Genomic DNA, 16,215 nt, shown 5'->3' on the forward strand with positions numbered 1-16,215 from the left:
CCGGGTGGATCCAGGCGACTCGTTGCGGGTGCGACCGCGAGCCGGTCGGCCGATGTGCGGCCACCGGGCCGCAACGGGCATAGACTCCCGACATGGCGGGACCCTCAGTCGTCGAGGTCCGTAGGAGCGACCGGCGGCGGCGGATGGTGAGTGCACGGCGAGAGGGCGACACGGTCATCGTCTTCATCCCTGGGTGGATGAGCGAGTCCGAGGAGCGTCGCTGGGTCGACGAGATGGTCCGCCGTCTCGAACGCAGCGAGGCGAAACGCCGCTCGCCGGCGCGCACCGGCAACGACGCACTGCTGCAACGCAGCCTCGAGCTGTCCCGCCGGTATCTCGGGCCGGACGCGGTGCCGACGTCGGTGCGCTGGGTCGCGCCGATGCGCACCCGGTGGGCGTCGTGCACGCCTGTCGACGGCACGATCCGGGTCAGCGAGCGGCTGCGTGACGTGCCGGGCTGGGTCGTCGACTACGTGCTGGTCCACGAGCTCGCGCACCTGCTGGTGCCCGGGCACGACGACCAGTTCTGGGAGCTGGTGCGCCGCTACCCGCGCGCCGAACGCGCGATCGGCTACCTGGAGGGGCTGTCGGCCGCGGCGGGGCTCGGGTTCGTCGGCATCGACGGCGACCGCGCAGACGACGCTACGGACGACGAGCCCGAGGGCATCGACGGCATCGCCGCGATGGAGGACCCCCAGATCGCGGACCCCGAGATCGACGGGGAGACCGCGGCGGGCTGACCGCCGCGGCGCCCGCGGTCAGTCCTTCTTCGGGTTCTCGTCGTCGCCGGGCTCGCGGGCCGGGTCGGCGGTGTCGGTCGCGCCGCCCGCGGCCTGCTCCCGCTGCGCCGCCTCGCGCCGCTCCGCGGCCTCCTTGGCCGCGTCCATCGCCGCGTCGTTCTCGCGGTCGCGCTGGAACTGGAGCTCGATCTCCGCGATCGGGTCCGAGTCGTCGGAGCCCGCGACGAAAGCAGCCGGGTCGTCGAGGTCGTCGGCCGTCGGGACCAGGTCCGGGTGCGCCCACAGCGCGTCGCGGCCCGAGGTGCCCCGCTGCTCGCCGAGCAGCTTCCACAGCTCGGCGGCCGCGCGCAGCCGCCGCGGCCGCAGCTCCAGGCCGACGATCGTGGCGAACGCCTGCTCGGCCGGGCCGCCCGACGCGCGCCGCCTGCGCAGCGTCTCCCGCAGCGCCTCCGCACCCGGCAGCCGGTCACCGACGGCCTGTGCGACGACGGCGTCGACCCAGCCCTCGACGAGGGCGAGGAGTGTCTCCAGCCGCGCGAGCGCGGCCTTCTGCTCCGGCGTCGTCTGCGGCTCGAACATGCCGCCCTGCATGGCCTCCTGGATCGACTCCGGGTTCGACGGGTCGATCGAGGCCGCCAGCTCCTCGATCCGCGAGGTGTCGACGGAGATGCCCTGCGCGTACTGCTCGACCGCGCCGAGCAGCCGCTCCCGCAGCCACGGCACGTGCGTGAACAGGCGCTGGTGCGCGGCTTCGCGGGCGGCGAGGAAGATCATGACCTCGTTGGCGGGGCGGTCGAGGCCCGCGGTGAACTTCTCGATGGCCTCGGGCAGCAGCACGGCCGCGCCCGCCGGGCCGGCGGGGAACCCGGTGTCGGTGGAGGTGAGGACCTCCGCGGCGAGCTCGCCCAGGCCGTTGCCGAGCTGGCTGCCGAACGCGAGACCGCCCATCTGCCCGACCATCGCGAGCATCGGGCCGGCGGCCTGCTTGGCCTGCTCCGGCAGTCCCTCCACCCACGCGCTCGACACCCGCCGCGCGACGGGATCGCACATGCGCTTCCACGTCGGCATGCTCGACTTCACCCAGTCGGTGGGCGTCCAGGCGAGGGCCTCGGACGACGCGGCCGGGAACTCCGTGGCCTCGTCGAGCCACAGCTGTGCCAGCGCCACCGCGTCGCGGACCGCGGCCCGCTGGGCGTCGGTGAGCGAGGACGTCTTCTGCGCCAGCGCCTGCGTCGCGATCTGGGCCGCGAGGTCGTAGTTGACCGGGCCGTCGCCAGCGCCACCGGTCTGGGCGTGGCTGAGCATCTGCCCCAGCTGGGTGAGCATCTGCCCGAGCTGGCTCATGTCGAAGCCGCCGGGACCCCCGGCACCGGGCATCCCCGGGAAGCCGCCCGGCATCCCCGGGAAACCGCCTGGTGGCATGCCCGGCAGGTTGCCGAGACCGAAGGGGTCGTTGGGACCCGTGGGCTCGGAACCCTCACCGTCGGGCCGGTCGCGGTCCTTGTCTCGGTCTGAGGGGCCGAAGCCGAACGGGACATCACTCATGACACCACGGTACGCGGACCGGACAACCGCGGTGACGTGGAACGTCGCCGTTCGCGCAGAGCGTGGGTCCCGATCCGCCCCGCCCGGGCCGATATCCGAATTGTCACGATTCGCCAACGCGCCCCGCGCAACGGGAACCACACGCCCCTTCCGTAGAGTTGCCACGTCAGGGCGCGCCGTGCGTACGGCTGCCGGCGACTCTCGCGTTGTCGCGGCCATGCGTGGCGGTGCGCGCCTGTGGCAGTTCGCCTTTCGACGTCAGGAGCGTGACCCGTGGCCACACGGCCCCCAGCGGCGGTGCCCTCGATACCTCGCCGCCCCCGGATCCTGCTCATCATCGCCGCGATCGTGGTCGTGCTCTTCCTGGGCGGCTCCCGGCTGATCGACTTCTACGTCAACTGGCTGTGGTACGGCGAGGTCGGCTTCCGCTCGGTGTTCTCGACGGTGCTGTTCACCCGCACCGTCCAGTTCGTGCTGGGTGGCCTGCTGATCGGTGGGCTGGTCTGGCTGTCGATGTGGCTGGCCTACCGCTTCCGGCCCGTGTTCGTGCCCGTGTCCGGCCCCGAGGACCCGATCGCCCGCTACCGCACGGTGATCATCCAGCGGCTGCGGATCTTCGCGATCGGCATCCCCGTGGTCGTCGGCCTCATCGCGGGCCTGGCGGCGCAGGGCGACTGGCAGACCGTGCAGATGTTCCTGCACAGCACGTCGTTCGGGGTCACGGACCCGCAGTTCGGCAAGGACGTCAGCTTCTACACGTTCGAACTGCCGTTCTACCGGCTGCTGCTCGACTGGGTGATGGTCGGTGTCGCCATCTCGTTCGTCGCCGCGCTGATCACGCACTACCTGTTCGGCGGCATCCGCCTCGCGGGCCGCTCCGGCCAGATCTCCTCGGCCGCACGTGCCCACCTCGCCTCGCTGGCCGGCGTGTTCGTACTGCTCAAGGCGCTCGCCTACTTCTTCGACCGCTACGAGCTGCTGTTCTCCGACCGCAACCAGCAGTTCAACGGCGCCACCTACACCGACCTCAACGCGGTGATGCCGGCCAAGCTGATCCTGCTGTTCATCTCGCTCATCTGCGCCATCGCGTTCTTCGTGTCGATCTTCCGGCGCAACCTGCAGCTGCCCGCCATCGCGCTGGTGCTGCTGGTGCTCTCGAGCATCCTCGTCGGCGCGGCGTGGCCCGCGATCCTGCAGCAGTTCGTGGTCGGCCCCAACGCCAACGAGCGTGAGGCTCCGTCGATCAGCCGCAACATCGAGGCGACGAGACAGGCGTTCGGGCTCACCGACGACAAGGTGACCGTCGAGCCCTACTCCGGCACGTCGACCGCCACCTCGGCGGCGGTGCGCTCCGACACCTCGACGATCCCGAACATCCGGCTGCTCGACCCCGCGAAGCTGACCAAGACGTTCACGCAGCTCCAGCAGCGACGCAACTTCTACGGCTTCCCGGACAAGCTCGACATCGACCGGTACGACGTCGACAACCAGACGCAGGACTACGTGGTCGCGGCGCGCGAGCTCGACAGCACCGCGCTCGTCGGCAACCAGACCGACTGGATCAACCGCCACCTCGTCTACACCCACGGCAACGGTTTCGTCGCCGCACCGGCCAACAAGGTCAACGCCGCGCTGGAGGACACCGGCGGCCGTGGTGGTCTGCCGGAGTTCACCGTCAGCGACACGACGACCAAGGGTGCCATCGACGTCACCCAGCCCCGCATCTACTACGGCGAGCTGATCAAGGACTACTCGATCGTCGGCGCCGAGCCCGGTGCCGCCGCCCGTGAGTACGACTCCGACAGCCAGCAGTACACGTACACGGGCAAGGGCGGGGTCTCGCTGGGGAACTTCTTCAACCGGCTCGTCTTCGCTGTCGACAACGGCGAGATCCGGATCCTGTTCAACGACTCGATCAACGACGCCTCAAAGATCATCTTCAACCGGGACCCGTTGGAGCGCGTGAAGGCCGTCGCGCCCTACCTGACGCTCGACGGGGACCCGTACCCCGCGGTCGTCGACGGGAAGATCCAGTGGATCGTCGACGGCTACACGACGCTCAAGCAGTACCCCTACGCGCAGCAGGTCCCGCTGGGCGACGCGACGCGCGACAGCCTGCAGGCCGGTGTCCAGCGCCTGCCCGACACCGACGTCAGCTACCTGCGCAACTCGGTGAAGGCCACGGTCGACGCCTACGACGGCACCGTCACGCTCTATTCCTTCGACGACACCGACCCGGTGCTCAAGACGTGGGAGAAGGTCTTCCCCGGCACCGTGCAGCCCAGCTCGGCCATCAGCCCGGCCCTGCGCGAGCACTTCCGGTACCCCGAGGACCAGTTCAAGGTCCAGCGTCAGCTGCTGACCCGCTACCACGTCACCAACCCGGGCGAGTTCTTCTCGACGGTGTCGTTCTGGGACGTCCCGTCCGACCCGACGGTGCAGGGCAACACCGGCTCCGGGCAGGAGCCGCAGCCGCCGTACTACCTGCTCGCGGGCCTGCCCAACCAGAACGGGGCGACGTTCCAGCTCACCAGCGCGCTGGTGAGCCTGCAGAGGCAGTTCCTCGCTGCCTACATGACGGCGAGCTCCGATCCCGAGACCTACGGGAAGATCACGGTCCTGCAGCTACCCGCGGACACCCAGACGCTCGGCCCGCAACAGGTACAGGCGCAGTTCCTCGGCTCACCCACGGTGTCGCAGGAGCTCAACCTGTTGAGACAGAACCAGACCACGATCGACTACGGCAACCTGCTGACGTTGCCCGTCGCCGGCGGCCTGCTCTACGTCGAACCGGTCTACATCGAGAGAGCTGGGCAGGACTCGTCCTATCCGCAGCTCGCCAGAGTGCTGGTGAGCTACGGCGGCCGGGTCGGCTACGACGCCAACCTCGCGACAGCGCTCGACCAGGTGTTCGGCGCCGGTGCGGGGGCCGGAGTGACGCAGGGCGGTCAGGGGCAGCCACCGCCCGACACGTCGACGACGGCACCGCCCAACACGGGTGGGGGTGGAGGCACCAACCCCGCGGCCTCCGCCGCTGCCGCCGAGATCTCCTCCGCGCTGAACCAGCTCAAGTCGGCTCAGCAGTCCGGTGACTTCGCGGCCCAGGGCCAGGCGCTCGCCGCGCTCGACGCCGCAGTCAAGAAGTTCCAGGCCGCCCAGGGCGGCTGATCCGCACGATCCACGACGCCCCGTCCGGATGCTTCCGGGCGGGGCGTCGTCGTGTCGGAGACGGTGCGGCGCGGACCTCGGGACCAAGATCAAGATGTGTGACCGGAGACACGGGAAGCCGTCGGAGCGCGTTCACCGGCGGGAACGGGCTGCGGACGCGCATCGCCGCAGGTCAGTACGGGTTGCACCCCGGGTGCGGGAACGTTTCCGGCGGGTGTACTGTTCTACCTACAAGAGCAACGCAGCACGACAAAAGAACAGCAAGACAGCGTCGGTGACGATGCAGCGGCGCGGGGTGGAGCAGCTCGGTAGCTCGCTGGGCTCATAACCCAGAGGTCGTAGGTTCGAATCCTACCCCCGCTACTAGGTCGAAAGGCCCCCGGAGACAACTCCGGGGGCCTTTCGCGTTGGTTGTGGCGTCGGCGGTCACGGTGAGTCCACGAGCCCGGGCGAGGCCCGCTCCGATCGCCACCAGCATCGCCCCGGCCGTCGGTTGCCTGCGTCGCCAGGCCCACACCCGAGGCCGATGACGCAGGCCGTCGTGAGGCTCTCGCACAGCATGAACGACGTGACCACGACGGCCATTGTGCTCATGACCGCCCAGGTGATCCCGCCGATCCGGGGGAGGTCGACGAGGAACCCGTGGCAGACCCCGCCGGCAGCGCCGTCGCCGCTGCCCGGGCGAATGTGGCGCGCCAGTACCGCGCGCCCTCGATGACGTCACGGACTCACCGCTGTTCGCCGCGTCCGTGCTCGACTTCCTCGGCGCGGCGGCGGGCTGATCGGCCCGGTAGCCGGCTGGCAAGGGCGAGCAGGACAGGGCGTCAGACGGCGGCCGGTAGGCGGTCCAGCGCGGCGATCGTGTCGGTGCACGCCTTCGCGACCTCGCGGCCCTTGACCACGAAGTGATCGTGGAAGAACTGCTGGTGCTCGGGGTGCTCGTGGAAGTGGTGCGGGGTGAGGACGGCGGAGAACACCGGCACCCCGCTGTCGAGCTGGACACGCATGAGGCCGTCGATGACCGCCTCGGCGACGAACTCGTGACGGTAGATGCCGCCGTCGACGACGAGGCCGGAGGCGACGACCGCCCGGTAGCGGCCGCTCTCGGCGAGCCGCTTGGCGTGCAGCGGGATCTCGAAGGCCCCGGTCACCTCGTAGAGGTCGATCCGCTCGGCGGGCACGCCGAGCTCGGCCATCTCGGCGAGGAAGGAGTCGCGGCACCGGTCGACGATCTCCCGATGCCACAGCGACTGGACGAACGCGATCCGCTCCTGCTGTCCGTTGCTGCTCACGTCCGGCTCCCTTCGATCACACCGCGCCCGGTCACACCGGGCCCGGTCACACTGCGCCCGGTCACACTGCGCCGGCGCTGAGGTTACCGCCGCGGCCGAGGACGTCCGGGATCGCGGCCCGGGCGGGCGACGGATTGACAGGCAAGTCGTCACTTGCGTATAAATCCGGTGTGGACGCCGAGCTGTTCAAGGCACTCGGCGACGCGACGCGCAGGACGATCCTGGACGAGCTGGTCGAGCGGGACGGGCAGACCCTGTTCGAGCTGTGCGGGCGTTTGACGATGAAGCACGGGCTCACGTCGTCGCGGCAGGCGATCTCGCAGCACCTCGCCGTCCTCGAGGAGGCCGGCCTGGTGCACACGCGGCGGCAGGGCCGCTACAAGTTCCACCACGTCGACACCGGCCCGCTGCGGGCGATCGTCGCGCGGTGGCCCATCGACACGGAGGAGCCCGACTCGTGATCCGGATCAACGTCGCCAGCGTGTGGGTCGACGACCAGGCCAGGGCGCTCGACTTCTACACCGGCAAGCTGGGCTTCATCAAGAAGACCGACGTTCCGACCGGCGACGCGCGGTGGCTCACCGTCGTGTCGCCCGCGGTGCCCGACGGCGTCGAGCTGCTGCTGGAGCCCGACGGGCACCCGGCGTCGAAGCAGCTCAAGGAGGCCCTGGTGGCCGACGGAATCCCGTTCACCCAGTTCGCTGTGGACGACGTGTATGCCGAGCACGAGCGGCTGACCGGGCTGGGCGTCGTGTTCACCCAGGCGCCCACGGACTTCGGGCCAGTCGTCACCGCGGTGCTCGACGACACGTGCGGCAACCTCATCCAGCTGGTGACGATGACGTAGCGCCGGCACCTCGGCCGCGCGGTGCATGGGTTCCGGTGTGGACGACGTAGGGGAGCGCGTGGCTCTCGTCGGCGACGGTGATGGCGTCGACGAACCGCAGGTCGGGCAGGCCGGGCGCCGACGGCGAGCAGCAGCGCGTCGGACCCTGACCGGCGGTGTCAGAGGCGGGTCGCCGTCCGGACCAGCTGGGCCAGCGCAAGGGAGCGGCTGTGCGGCGGCCACGCGATCACCGTCGTGACAGGCGGCGCGTCGAGCAGCGGCACGGCGGCGATGTCGTCGTGCAGGTGCGCCCGCACCGACTCGGGCAGCACCGCGACCGTCCGGCCCAGCGCGATGAGCTGCAGCAACTGGGTGTTGTCGTGGACCTCGGGGCCCGGCCCGTCGGGGTAGCTCCCGTCATCGCGGGGCCAGCGCGGCAGCGGGAGCCCGGAGAGCCCCAGGTCGTCGAGGCGCAGGTCCGGCCGGCCGGTGAGCGGATGCCCGGCGGGCAGCAGGGCGAGCTGGCCCTCGGTGAGCAGCTCCTCGGTGTCGAGACCCGCGGTCGAGTCGAAGGGGCGGTGCAGGAGGGCGACGTCGGCGCGCCCGTCGCGCAGGTAGCGCTCCTGCTCCCCGATGCCGCACAGCACGACGTCGACATCGACGGCACCGGGTTCCGCGGCGTAGGCGTCGAGCAGCTTGGACAGCAGCTCGGTGGACGCGCCCGCCTTCGTGACGAGCACGAGACCGGGGGAGCCCGCGGGTGCGGCGGCGCGGCGGGTCCGGCGTTCGGCGGCCGCCACCGCGTCGAGGGCGGCCCGGCCCTCACGCAGCAGCACCGCGCCGGCGCCGGTCAGTGCGACGCCGCGGCTGCCGCGTTCCAGCAACGTCACTCCGAGCCGGCGTTCGAGCTGCTGCACCGCCCGTGACAGCGGCGGCTGTGCGATGCCGAGCCGCAGTGCCGCCCGGCCGAAGTGCAGCTCCTCGGCGACGGCCACGAAGTACCGCAGCTCCCGGGTCTCCATGCTCTCCACACTACCCGCCACCAGCGTCGATACCGTGACAGTATCGCCTCGGACCTGGTCGGTCCTGGAGCTCGGTCGGGGTCGGGGCGCAGGGTGGAGCCATGAGCGAGAAGACGGTTGCGCTGGTCACCGGCGCGAACAAGGGGATCGGTCACGAGATCGCGGCGGGCCTGGGGGCACTCGGCCTGCGGGTCGGCGTCGGGGCGCGGGACGACGGTCGCCGCGAGGCCGCCGTCGAGAAGCTGCAGGCGGCGGGGGTGGACGTGTTCGGGGTGCCCCTCGACGTCACCGACGACGCGAGTGTCGCCGCGGCAGCCCGGCTCGTCGAGGAGCAGGAGGGCCGGCTCGACGTGCTGGTCAACAACGCCGCGATCACCGGCGGGATGCCGCAGGAGCCGACGCTGGTCGACCCCGCGACGGTGGCCACGGTCGTCGACACCAACGTGCTCGGGGTCATCCGGGTCACCAACGCGCTGCTGCCATTGCTGCGGCGGTCCCCGTCGCCGCGGATCGTGAACATGTCGAGCGGCGTCGGCTCGCTGACCCGGCAGACCCAGGGGGGCGAGACCGGCCCGATCTCGGCGGCCTACTCGCCGTCGAAGAGCTTCCTCAACGCGCTGACGATCCAGTACGCGAAGGAGCTGCGCGACACAAACATCCTGATCAACGCGGCCTGTCCGGGCTACGTCGCGACGGATCTCAACGGCCACCGCGGCCACCGGACCCCGGAGCAGGGCGCGGCCACCGCGATCCGGCTCGCCACCCTTCCCGACGGCGGCCCGACCGGAGGGTTCTTCGAGGACGACGGCGTCGTCCCCTGGTGAGTCAGGCGCGGTGGACGGTCACGACGCCGCGGTCGAGGTCGACATGCGTGCCGGGTGGCGCGCCGTCGGCCCCGTCGTCGCGGAGCATCGAGCGGGAGTGGCGCTCGTCGAGCTCGGCGCGCTTGGCGCCGGTGAAGAAGGCGTCGACCTCCTCGAACCCGATGCCCGACAACGGGAGCGACTGCGTCGGGGCGGACCCGGCGGACCGCCGCCACGGCAGCAGGCTGCTCCGGCGGGCCCACAGGCCGAACCGCTCCAGTGCGACGAGCAGCACCAGCAGGCAGACGAGCCCGGGGATCGTCAGCGCGAGGAGCAGTCCGGGTCCCATGTCCACAGCCTGCCCGGCCCGTGGCGGTCCGTCGAGGTCCGGGAGATCGAGCACGAGCCGGTGGCGTCGCCCGGCCGTCGTTCCTGCGTGATGACGTCGAGCGCGCGCCTTCGGGTGAGGCCGGGACCGGCCCGCGAGTCGTCCCCCCGGGTGCGACGCCCAGGTCGTGAGTGGCGATAGTCGTCAGGGCGACCATCGCCACTCACAGGGCGTGTCGCGGACGAGCAGGGGGCTTTCGTGGACGAGACGGGCAGCACCGACGGTACAGACAGCACCGACCTGCCACGCGGCATCGGGCGGCCGGCGACGCGCGCGCTGGTGCTGGCCGGCTACACGCGGCTGGCGCAGCTCGACGAGGTGCCCGCCACGGACCTGCTTGCGCTGCACGGCGTGGGGCCCAAGGCGATCCGGGTGCTGACCGAGGCACTGGCGGAACGCGGGATGGCACTGGGCTGACGCACCGCCGTGGCGCCGGCCCTCGTCGGGACCGGCGCCGCGGGTCGGATGTCAGCTCGTGGCGGCGGCGGTCCGGGAGGCGTGCGCGCCGCGATGGCCGGGGGTCGGGGCCGGGTCGTCGCCGTCGCGCGGCGCCGGTGCGGTCTGCCCGAGCTCCTTGCCCAGCACGCCGGCGAGGCGGCTCAGCTCGCCACGGACGTCGTCCTGCAGCGAGGCCAGGCGCGCCACCTCCTGCGTCGCCTTCTCCTCACGACGCAGCGCGACCTGCTCGGCGCGCTTACAGGTCTCCTCGGCCGCGGCCTCGGACTCCTTGCGCAGCCGCTCGGCGGCGCGGGTCGCGGTGGAGTGCAGCTCGTCCGCCTGCTCGCGGGCCGCGGCCAGCTGGTCGGCGATCTGCTGCTCCCGGTCCTGCAGCTCGCTCGCCCGCTGCGCGGCCTGCTGCTCCATCAGCGACGCCCGGCTGATCAGGCTCTGCTCGACCTCGTGACGGTGGTGCTCGGCCTCGGTGCGCGCCTTCTCGACGATGGCCGACGCCTCCCGGGACGCGTTGGCGCGCAGCTCCGTCGCCTCCTGCTCGGCCAGGCGCAGCAGCTTCTCGGCGCGGAACCCGAAGCCCTCCTCGGCAGGCGGCGCGGCCTCTGGGGCGGGCCGGCTGCGGGCATCACGCAGCTCGCGCTCGGTGGCCTCGGCGTGCTCGGTCGCCAGCCGCAGCTTCCGCTGCCCCTCGGCCACGTCGGTGTGCAGCCGGTTCAACTTCTCCACCAGCTCCGTGACGTACTCGTCCACCTGCCGCCGCTCGTACCCGCGCATGGCGGTCGGAAACGGGGGCACGTTCTCGGTCGTGGGGATCGGTCCGGTCACAGAGGTGTTCCTCCTGGGCGGCGGGGTGTCCGGCACCTCGCACGGCGGACGTACGGATCCTGCGACGGGCTGACCTGCCCGTCGTCGGGTGGGCTGCCGGGGGAGCGGCGCGGAACCGGAACGCCCGGTTCCGCCTGGGATGTCGACGGTTCGCGTCGCTACGTTATCCATTCCGCGAGGGTCGGCCGCCAGGTCCGATCGGCGGAATCCTGCTGGCGACGAACGGCGGCATCGACGCCGTGTCGGAACGAATGAGGCAGCCTGTCGTCGACGGACGGTGCCGAAGGGGGAGCAACGGTGATGCAGCGGCGGGTTCGGCTCGCGTACGGACACGACGGTCTGGAGGTGGACCTGCCCGCGGCGCGCACGACCGTCGTCGAACCCCGGCACCTCACCGTGACGACGCCCCCGGAGCGTCTCGTCCGCGACGCGCTGCGCGCACCGGTGGCGGGGCCGCCGCTGCGGGAGGTCGTGCGGCCGGGGCAGAGTGTCGCCATCTCGATCTGCGACGGCACCCGTCCGCAGCCGCGGGAGCTGATGCTCACCGAGATCTTCGCCGAGCTCGAAGGCGTCCTGCGGCCCGACGACGTCACGATCATGATCGCCACCGGCACCCACCGCGGCAACACCGACGACGAGCTCCGCGCCATGCTGGGCGAGGAGATCCTCGGGACCTACCGCGTCCTCAACCACGACGCCCGCGACGACTCCACCCTGGTGTGGCGAGGCCGCCACGGCGCCGACGTGCCCGTGTGGCTGGCGCGGGACTGGGTGGAGGCCGACGTCCGGATCACGACGGGGTTCGTCGAGCCGCACTTCTTCGCCGGGTTCAGCGGTGGTCCGAAGCTCGTCGCGCCCGGGCTCGCGGCGCTGGAGACCGTCCTGACCCTGCACGACGCACGCCGCATCGGGGACCCGAAGGCGATCTGGGGGATCTGCGAGGGCAACCCGGTCCACGACGACGTGCGTGCCATCGCCGCGGCCACCGGCGTCGACTTCGCCTGCGACGTCATCCTCGACCGCGACCAGCGCGTCGTCGCCGCGTTCGGCGGTGAGGTGCTCGCGATGCACGCCGTCGCCCGCGAGGAGGCCCGCCGGGTCGCGATGGTGCCCGTCGACGGGCTGTTCGACGTCGTCGTCACCACCAACGCCGGGCACCCGCTCGACCAGAACCTCTACCAGGCGGTGAAGGGCATGTCCGCGGCTGCGACGGTCGTGCGGCCGGGCGGGCGGATCGTCTGCGCGGCGGAGTGCCGCGACGGGTTCCCCGACCACGGCTCGTTCCGCGAGGTGCTGGCCTCGGCCGACTCGCCGCGGGCGCTGCTGGACTCCATCGCCGCGCGGGAGAGGACGGTGCCCGACCAGTGGCAGGTGCAGGTGCTCGCCCGGGTGCTCGACCGCGCACAGGTGGCCGTCCACACCGGGTTCCTCGATGCCGACGACCTCCGCTCCGCACACCTGCTGCCCTGCCCGGACGTGGGGGAGGCGGTCGACGAGGCGCTCGCCGCCGCGGGCCCCGGGGCCCGTGTCTGCGTGCTCCCGGAGGGCCCGCTCACGCTGCCCTATGTCGCCTGACACCCGGCCAGCCGCGGAGCAGTGACAACCTGCGCCGCTGCGGCGGAACGGCCCGCCTCCGGCACCCACGAGGTCGGCCTGGGCGGTTGCTCGTACCGACGCCGACGGGCCCGGGCAGGCAGGGAAGGATGGACCTCATGTCCAGCAGGTCCCCGATCCGTGCCGTCCCCATCCGCGAGGAGCCGATCCGGCTCGGCCAGTTCCTCAAGCTCGCGGGCCTCGCCGAGGACGGTGTGCACGCCCGGGAGCTGGTGGAGGCCGAGGAGGTGCAGGTCAACGGCCGCTTGGAGACCCGGCGCGGCGCGCAGCTGCGGGCGGGCGACGTCGTCGCGGTCGGCGACGAGCGGGCCCGGCCGGTCGTCGAGGAGAGCTGACGGGTTACCAGCCCATCGCGGCGACGATCCGCTGCTCCACGACGGGTGCCATCGACGCCGTGAACGTCGCGCTCAGGTGGTTGTCGTCCATGTAGACCCACACGTTGCCGATCTCGGCGGGGCACTGCCCGTCCGGCGCGCACATGAGGTCGCTGAAGTCGAGGAACCGTACGTCGGCGGGCACCCCGGGGGCTCCGGCCCAGCTCGGGACCTCCGGGTACCAGGCGTTGCGCTCGGCACCGCACTGCGGGGCGCCGCGGCCGTTCTCCGCGACGCAGTCGGCCGGGCGGAAGTCGAAGCGTGGGTTGTCGCGCACCGCGAGGACGGGGATGCCGGCGCCGGCGAGCCGGCTCCACGCCTCGACGTAGCCGGGCGGGGTGGCCTCGGTGAGCCCGGTGCGGACCTCCCGGCTGCCCATGGTGAAGACGACGTCGGGGTGCAGCTCGACGACTGCCGGGACCAGGGCGGTGTTCCAGGCCAGGCACTCGGCGGAGCCCGGGTCGGTCTCCGAGGCCGTCGAGAACGGGCACGCGCCCTTGAGGAACGTCGTGATCTCCCAGCGGTTCTGCCGCGCGATCGGCTGCAGCGCACCGAGGTACTGCTGGGAGTGCGAGTCGCCGACCACGACGACGCGTCGCTGCGGGGGGCCGTCGGCGGGGAGCGTGCACGACTCCAGCGGCGGGTGGAGAGGATCGGCTCCGCACGTCCACGGGCTGTCGGTGCGGCCCCAGTCCTCACCGAGGGAGACCATGGGCGGCAACGGTTCGACGGGCTCGTCGGACGCCGCGACCGCGGTGTAACCCGGGACCAGGGCCATCGCGCCCGGATGCGTGGCGTCGCCGATCACGGCGCCGTGGTCCGCCCGCACCATCGCGACGCCCTGCCATGCCCCGGTGGCGAGCAGGACGAGGACCACCGCGACCGCGCCGAGGCGGTACTGCGCGCGGCGGCTCTCGTGCCGCAGGCGCATCGGTTCCTCGACCACGTGGTAGGTGATCATCGCGAGCAGAAGCGACAGCACGATGACGAATGTGCCGCCCTCCAGCCCCGCCGACGGCTCGCCGGTCAGGGCGAGGAAGAACAGCAGCACCGGCCAGTGCCACAGGTAGAGCGAGTAGCTGATGTTGCCGAGGTAGCGCAGCGGTGCCGTCGACAGCAGCCGGTCGGCGCCGCGGGGGCTCCCGGTGGCCCCGGCCAGCAGCACGAGGGCGGCCGCGCCCGTCGGCCACAGGGCGGCGTAGCCGGGGAATACGCTGCCGACCTGCAGCACCGCCCCGCACGCCACCAGTCCGAGCACGCCGAGCCAGCCCAGCAGCACCCGGACCCGCGCGGGCAGGTCGACGCGGTCGATCCACAGCGCGAGCAGGCCGCCGAGCGCGAACTCCCACACGCGGGTCAGCGAGTGGAAGTAGGCGAGCGGCTGGTCGAGCGTGGTGAGGACGACGGAGTAGGCCAGCGACACGCCGAACAGGGCGGCGAGGACGCGGGTCAGCGTCCGGTCGAGCCGGTCGCGGCCGGCGACGAGCACGACCCCGGCGATCAGCAGCGGCCACACGACGTAGAACTGCACCTGGATCGACAGCGACCAGAAGTGCTGCACGACGCTGGCCGTGTTGTGCTGCGCCGAGTAGTCGACGGAGTCGGCCGCGAGCCGCCAGTTCTCCAGGAAGAAGGCCGAGGCGACGACCTCGCGGACCGTCTGGACCCAGCGGGCCTCGGGCAGGATCGCCAGGCCGGCGACGACCGTCGCGACAAGGACGACGGCCACGGCGGGGACCAGCCGGGCGATCTGGCGACCCCAGTTGCGGGTGATCGGCACGCTGCCGCGCTGCGCGGACCGGTACAGCTGGCCGGTGATCAGGAACCCGGAGACGAGGAAGAAGACGTCGACGCCGCCGGAGATCCGGTCGAACCACACGTGGTAGACGACGACGAGGCCGACGGCCAAGGCGCGCAGGCCCTGCAGCTCCGGCCGGTAGCGTCGCTCGCTCCGGACGTCCGTCGTGCCGACGGGCGGGGCGGGCATGGCGGTCATCGCCGCCGATTCTCGCATCCGGGGGATCACTGCGCGTCTCGGAGGTGTGACGGAGAGGTTGCGTCACCCGAGCCGGCAGCGTGCGCCCATGATCAGCGGGCAGGGGCGATCAATAACCGATGTACTGGCCGAGGTGGTTGCTGCGGCCGCCGGACGTCAGCGTGTCGACGCCGTACGTGGCGATCATGTAGCGGACACCCGCGGTGATGTTGGCGACCGGGTCGGTGATCGACCGGTTGGCCACGCTCGGGTGCACGAACTTGCGGAAGGTCGACGGGATCGTCTGCATGAGGCCTTCGGAGGGCGTCCCCCGGGCCGCGTTGGCGTCCCAGTTGTTGATCGCGCGCGGGTTGCCGCCCGACTCCGCCATGATGATCTTCTTGACGCCCGGGGCGTACGACTGCGGCAGCTCCATGATCCGCAGCGCCTCGGCGATCCAGCCGTCGAGCCCGCCCTTGGCGACGATCTCGTCGATCCGGGCGTTCTCCGCCGCGTCGCGAGCCGCCTGCGCGTGCAGTTCGGCGAGCTGGTCGGCGAGCTTGCCACCCTTGTCGAGCGCGGCGATGTCGGGGTCGGCGGGGGTGCCGACCCCGGTGTCGTCGGTGTTGATCACGAACGCGACCGGGGACAGCGTGCCGATGTTCGACGAGCTGCGGACCGGTGCCGTGTCGACCGGGAGCGTCATCGAGTTCGAGGCCAGCGACGTCGGGATCTCGGCCGCGTCGGCGCTGGGCTGCAGTGCGCCGGTCGTCGTGGGCATGACGAGAGCGAAGGCGCCTGTGCTGATGACGCCGACGGCCGCGCCGAGGGCAGCGGTCGTGTGCGCGGCAGTGCGCCTGGCCGACTCTGTGACGAGTGGCCGCCGGGCAGTCTGGTGCCGCGTGGAGGTCCGGTTCGGGGCCGGGACCACTGGCACCTGCCTGCCGCCTGGGGAGCGGTGGCTGGGCAAGTCGTGTCCTTCCGCGATCAGCCGGTCATCGGGACGGACGTCCGGTTCGGGGGCCCGGGGAGCCGGTGGGGAGTCCGGCTCGGTGTCCGCTCGTGATCGGATCGTGACTGCTCCGGGGACATTACGGAAGGTGAGCGAGAGGAGACAAGGCACAGGGCTGCCTGTCGGCGCTCGTCACCTGCCGCTCGCCCGGACCGCCGCACGACGGTCGGTCGCCCAT

The 16,215-nt window shown here is 71.9% G+C and carries 15 protein-coding genes and 1 tRNA gene; 9 read left to right on the forward strand and 7 right to left on the reverse strand.

Annotated elements, in window-relative coordinates; translation table 11 throughout:
• The first annotated feature begins 92 nt into the window (after positions 1-92).
• Positions 93-740, forward strand: coding sequence for a M48 family metallopeptidase (locus TOK_RS00170; RefSeq protein WP_098955797.1), 648 nt, complete (start codon positions 93-95; stop codon positions 738-740).
• 18 nt (positions 741-758) lie between these two features.
• On the opposite strand, the gene TOK_RS00175 is transcribed toward TOK_RS00170, so the two are convergent.
• Complete coding sequence (locus TOK_RS00175; protein WP_098955692.1) at positions 759-2,285, reverse strand: zinc-dependent metalloprotease; 1,527 nt, start codon at positions 2,283-2,285, stop codon at positions 759-761.
• Positions 2,286-2,558: 273 nt separating this feature from the next.
• On the opposite strand from TOK_RS00175, the gene TOK_RS00180 reads away from it, so the two are divergent.
• Together TOK_RS00180 and TOK_RS00185 are read left to right on the forward strand one after the other, a co-directional pair.
• Positions 2,559-5,453, forward strand: a complete 2,895-nt coding sequence (locus tag TOK_RS00180; RefSeq protein ID WP_098955693.1) for a UPF0182 family protein — start codon at positions 2,559-2,561, stop codon at positions 5,451-5,453.
• A 289-nt stretch (positions 5,454-5,742) separates the two neighbouring features.
• A tRNA-Met gene (locus tag TOK_RS00185) sits at positions 5,743-5,816 on the forward strand.
• A gap of 461 nt (positions 5,817-6,277) precedes the next feature.
• On the opposite strand, the gene TOK_RS00195 is transcribed toward TOK_RS00185, so the two are convergent.
• Complete coding sequence (locus TOK_RS00195; RefSeq protein ID WP_098955695.1) at positions 6,278-6,745, reverse strand: 6,7-dimethyl-8-ribityllumazine synthase; 468 nt, start codon at positions 6,743-6,745, stop codon at positions 6,278-6,280.
• 170 nt (positions 6,746-6,915) lie between these two features.
• Between TOK_RS00195 and TOK_RS00200 the strand changes: the two genes are divergently transcribed.
• Positions 6,916-7,206 (forward strand): helix-turn-helix transcriptional regulator, encoded by a 291-nt coding sequence (locus TOK_RS00200; protein ID WP_098955696.1) that lies wholly within the window; start codon positions 6,916-6,918, stop codon positions 7,204-7,206.
• Complete coding sequence (locus tag TOK_RS00205; protein ID WP_098955697.1) at positions 7,203-7,592, forward strand: VOC family protein; 390 nt, start codon at positions 7,203-7,205, stop codon at positions 7,590-7,592. The genes TOK_RS00200 and TOK_RS00205 overlap by 4 nt, the downstream gene beginning before the upstream one ends.
• Before the next feature lie 158 nt (positions 7,593-7,750).
• Here the strand turns inward: TOK_RS00205 and TOK_RS00210 are convergent, their stop codons facing one another.
• The gene (locus TOK_RS00210; protein ID WP_098955698.1) at positions 7,751-8,593 is read right to left on the reverse strand and encodes a LysR family transcriptional regulator; all 843 of its coding nucleotides are present in this window, start codon (positions 8,591-8,593) and stop codon (positions 7,751-7,753) included.
• 101 nt (positions 8,594-8,694) lie between these two features.
• Here TOK_RS00210 and TOK_RS00215 point away from each other — a divergent pair, with 101 nt between their 5' ends.
• Positions 8,695-9,417 (forward strand): SDR family oxidoreductase, encoded by a 723-nt coding sequence (locus TOK_RS00215; protein ID WP_098955699.1) that lies wholly within the window; start codon positions 8,695-8,697, stop codon positions 9,415-9,417.
• A gap of 1 nt (position 9,418) precedes the next feature.
• Here TOK_RS00215 and TOK_RS00220 read toward each other — a convergent pair whose 3' ends face one another.
• Positions 9,419-9,745, reverse strand: coding sequence for a DUF6191 domain-containing protein (locus TOK_RS00220; RefSeq protein WP_098955798.1), 327 nt, complete (start codon positions 9,743-9,745; stop codon positions 9,419-9,421).
• A 237-nt stretch (positions 9,746-9,982) separates the two neighbouring features.
• Between TOK_RS00220 and TOK_RS00225 the strand changes: the two genes are divergently transcribed.
• Positions 9,983-10,201 (forward strand): DNA-binding protein, encoded by a 219-nt coding sequence (locus TOK_RS00225; RefSeq protein ID WP_098955700.1) that lies wholly within the window; start codon positions 9,983-9,985, stop codon positions 10,199-10,201.
• A gap of 51 nt (positions 10,202-10,252) precedes the next feature.
• Here TOK_RS00225 and TOK_RS00230 read toward each other — a convergent pair whose 3' ends face one another.
• Positions 10,253-11,032 (reverse strand): hypothetical protein, encoded by a 780-nt coding sequence (locus tag TOK_RS00230; RefSeq protein WP_216361796.1) that lies wholly within the window; start codon positions 11,030-11,032, stop codon positions 10,253-10,255.
• A 330-nt stretch (positions 11,033-11,362) separates the two neighbouring features.
• On the opposite strand from TOK_RS00230, the gene larA reads away from it, so the two are divergent.
• Together larA and TOK_RS00240 are read left to right on the forward strand one after the other, a co-directional pair.
• Positions 11,363-12,637 (forward strand): nickel-dependent lactate racemase, encoded by a 1,275-nt coding sequence (larA, locus tag TOK_RS00235; protein WP_253258092.1) that lies wholly within the window; start codon positions 11,363-11,365, stop codon positions 12,635-12,637.
• Between the two features lie 137 nt (positions 12,638-12,774).
• Positions 12,775-13,011 (forward strand): RNA-binding S4 domain-containing protein, encoded by a 237-nt coding sequence (locus tag TOK_RS00240; protein WP_098955799.1) that lies wholly within the window; start codon positions 12,775-12,777, stop codon positions 13,009-13,011.
• A 4-nt stretch (positions 13,012-13,015) separates the two neighbouring features.
• Here the strand turns inward: TOK_RS00240 and TOK_RS00245 are convergent, their stop codons facing one another.
• A complete protein-coding gene (locus TOK_RS00245) occupies positions 13,016-15,046 on the reverse strand; it encodes an acyltransferase family protein (RefSeq protein WP_253258093.1) in 2,031 nt (676 codons plus the stop codon).
• Between the two features lie 109 nt (positions 15,047-15,155).
• Positions 15,156-15,806 carry a transglycosylase SLT domain-containing protein gene (locus TOK_RS00250; protein WP_098955801.1) on the reverse strand — a complete coding sequence of 217 codons (651 nt, stop codon included), beginning with the start codon at positions 15,804-15,806 and terminating at the stop codon, positions 15,156-15,158.
• Positions 15,807-16,215 lie beyond the last annotated feature (409 nt).

It is taken from the genome of Pseudonocardia sp. N23 (assembly GCF_002583555.1).
In the GTDB taxonomy this organism is placed as follows: domain Bacteria; phylum Actinomycetota; class Actinomycetes; order Mycobacteriales; family Pseudonocardiaceae; genus Pseudonocardia.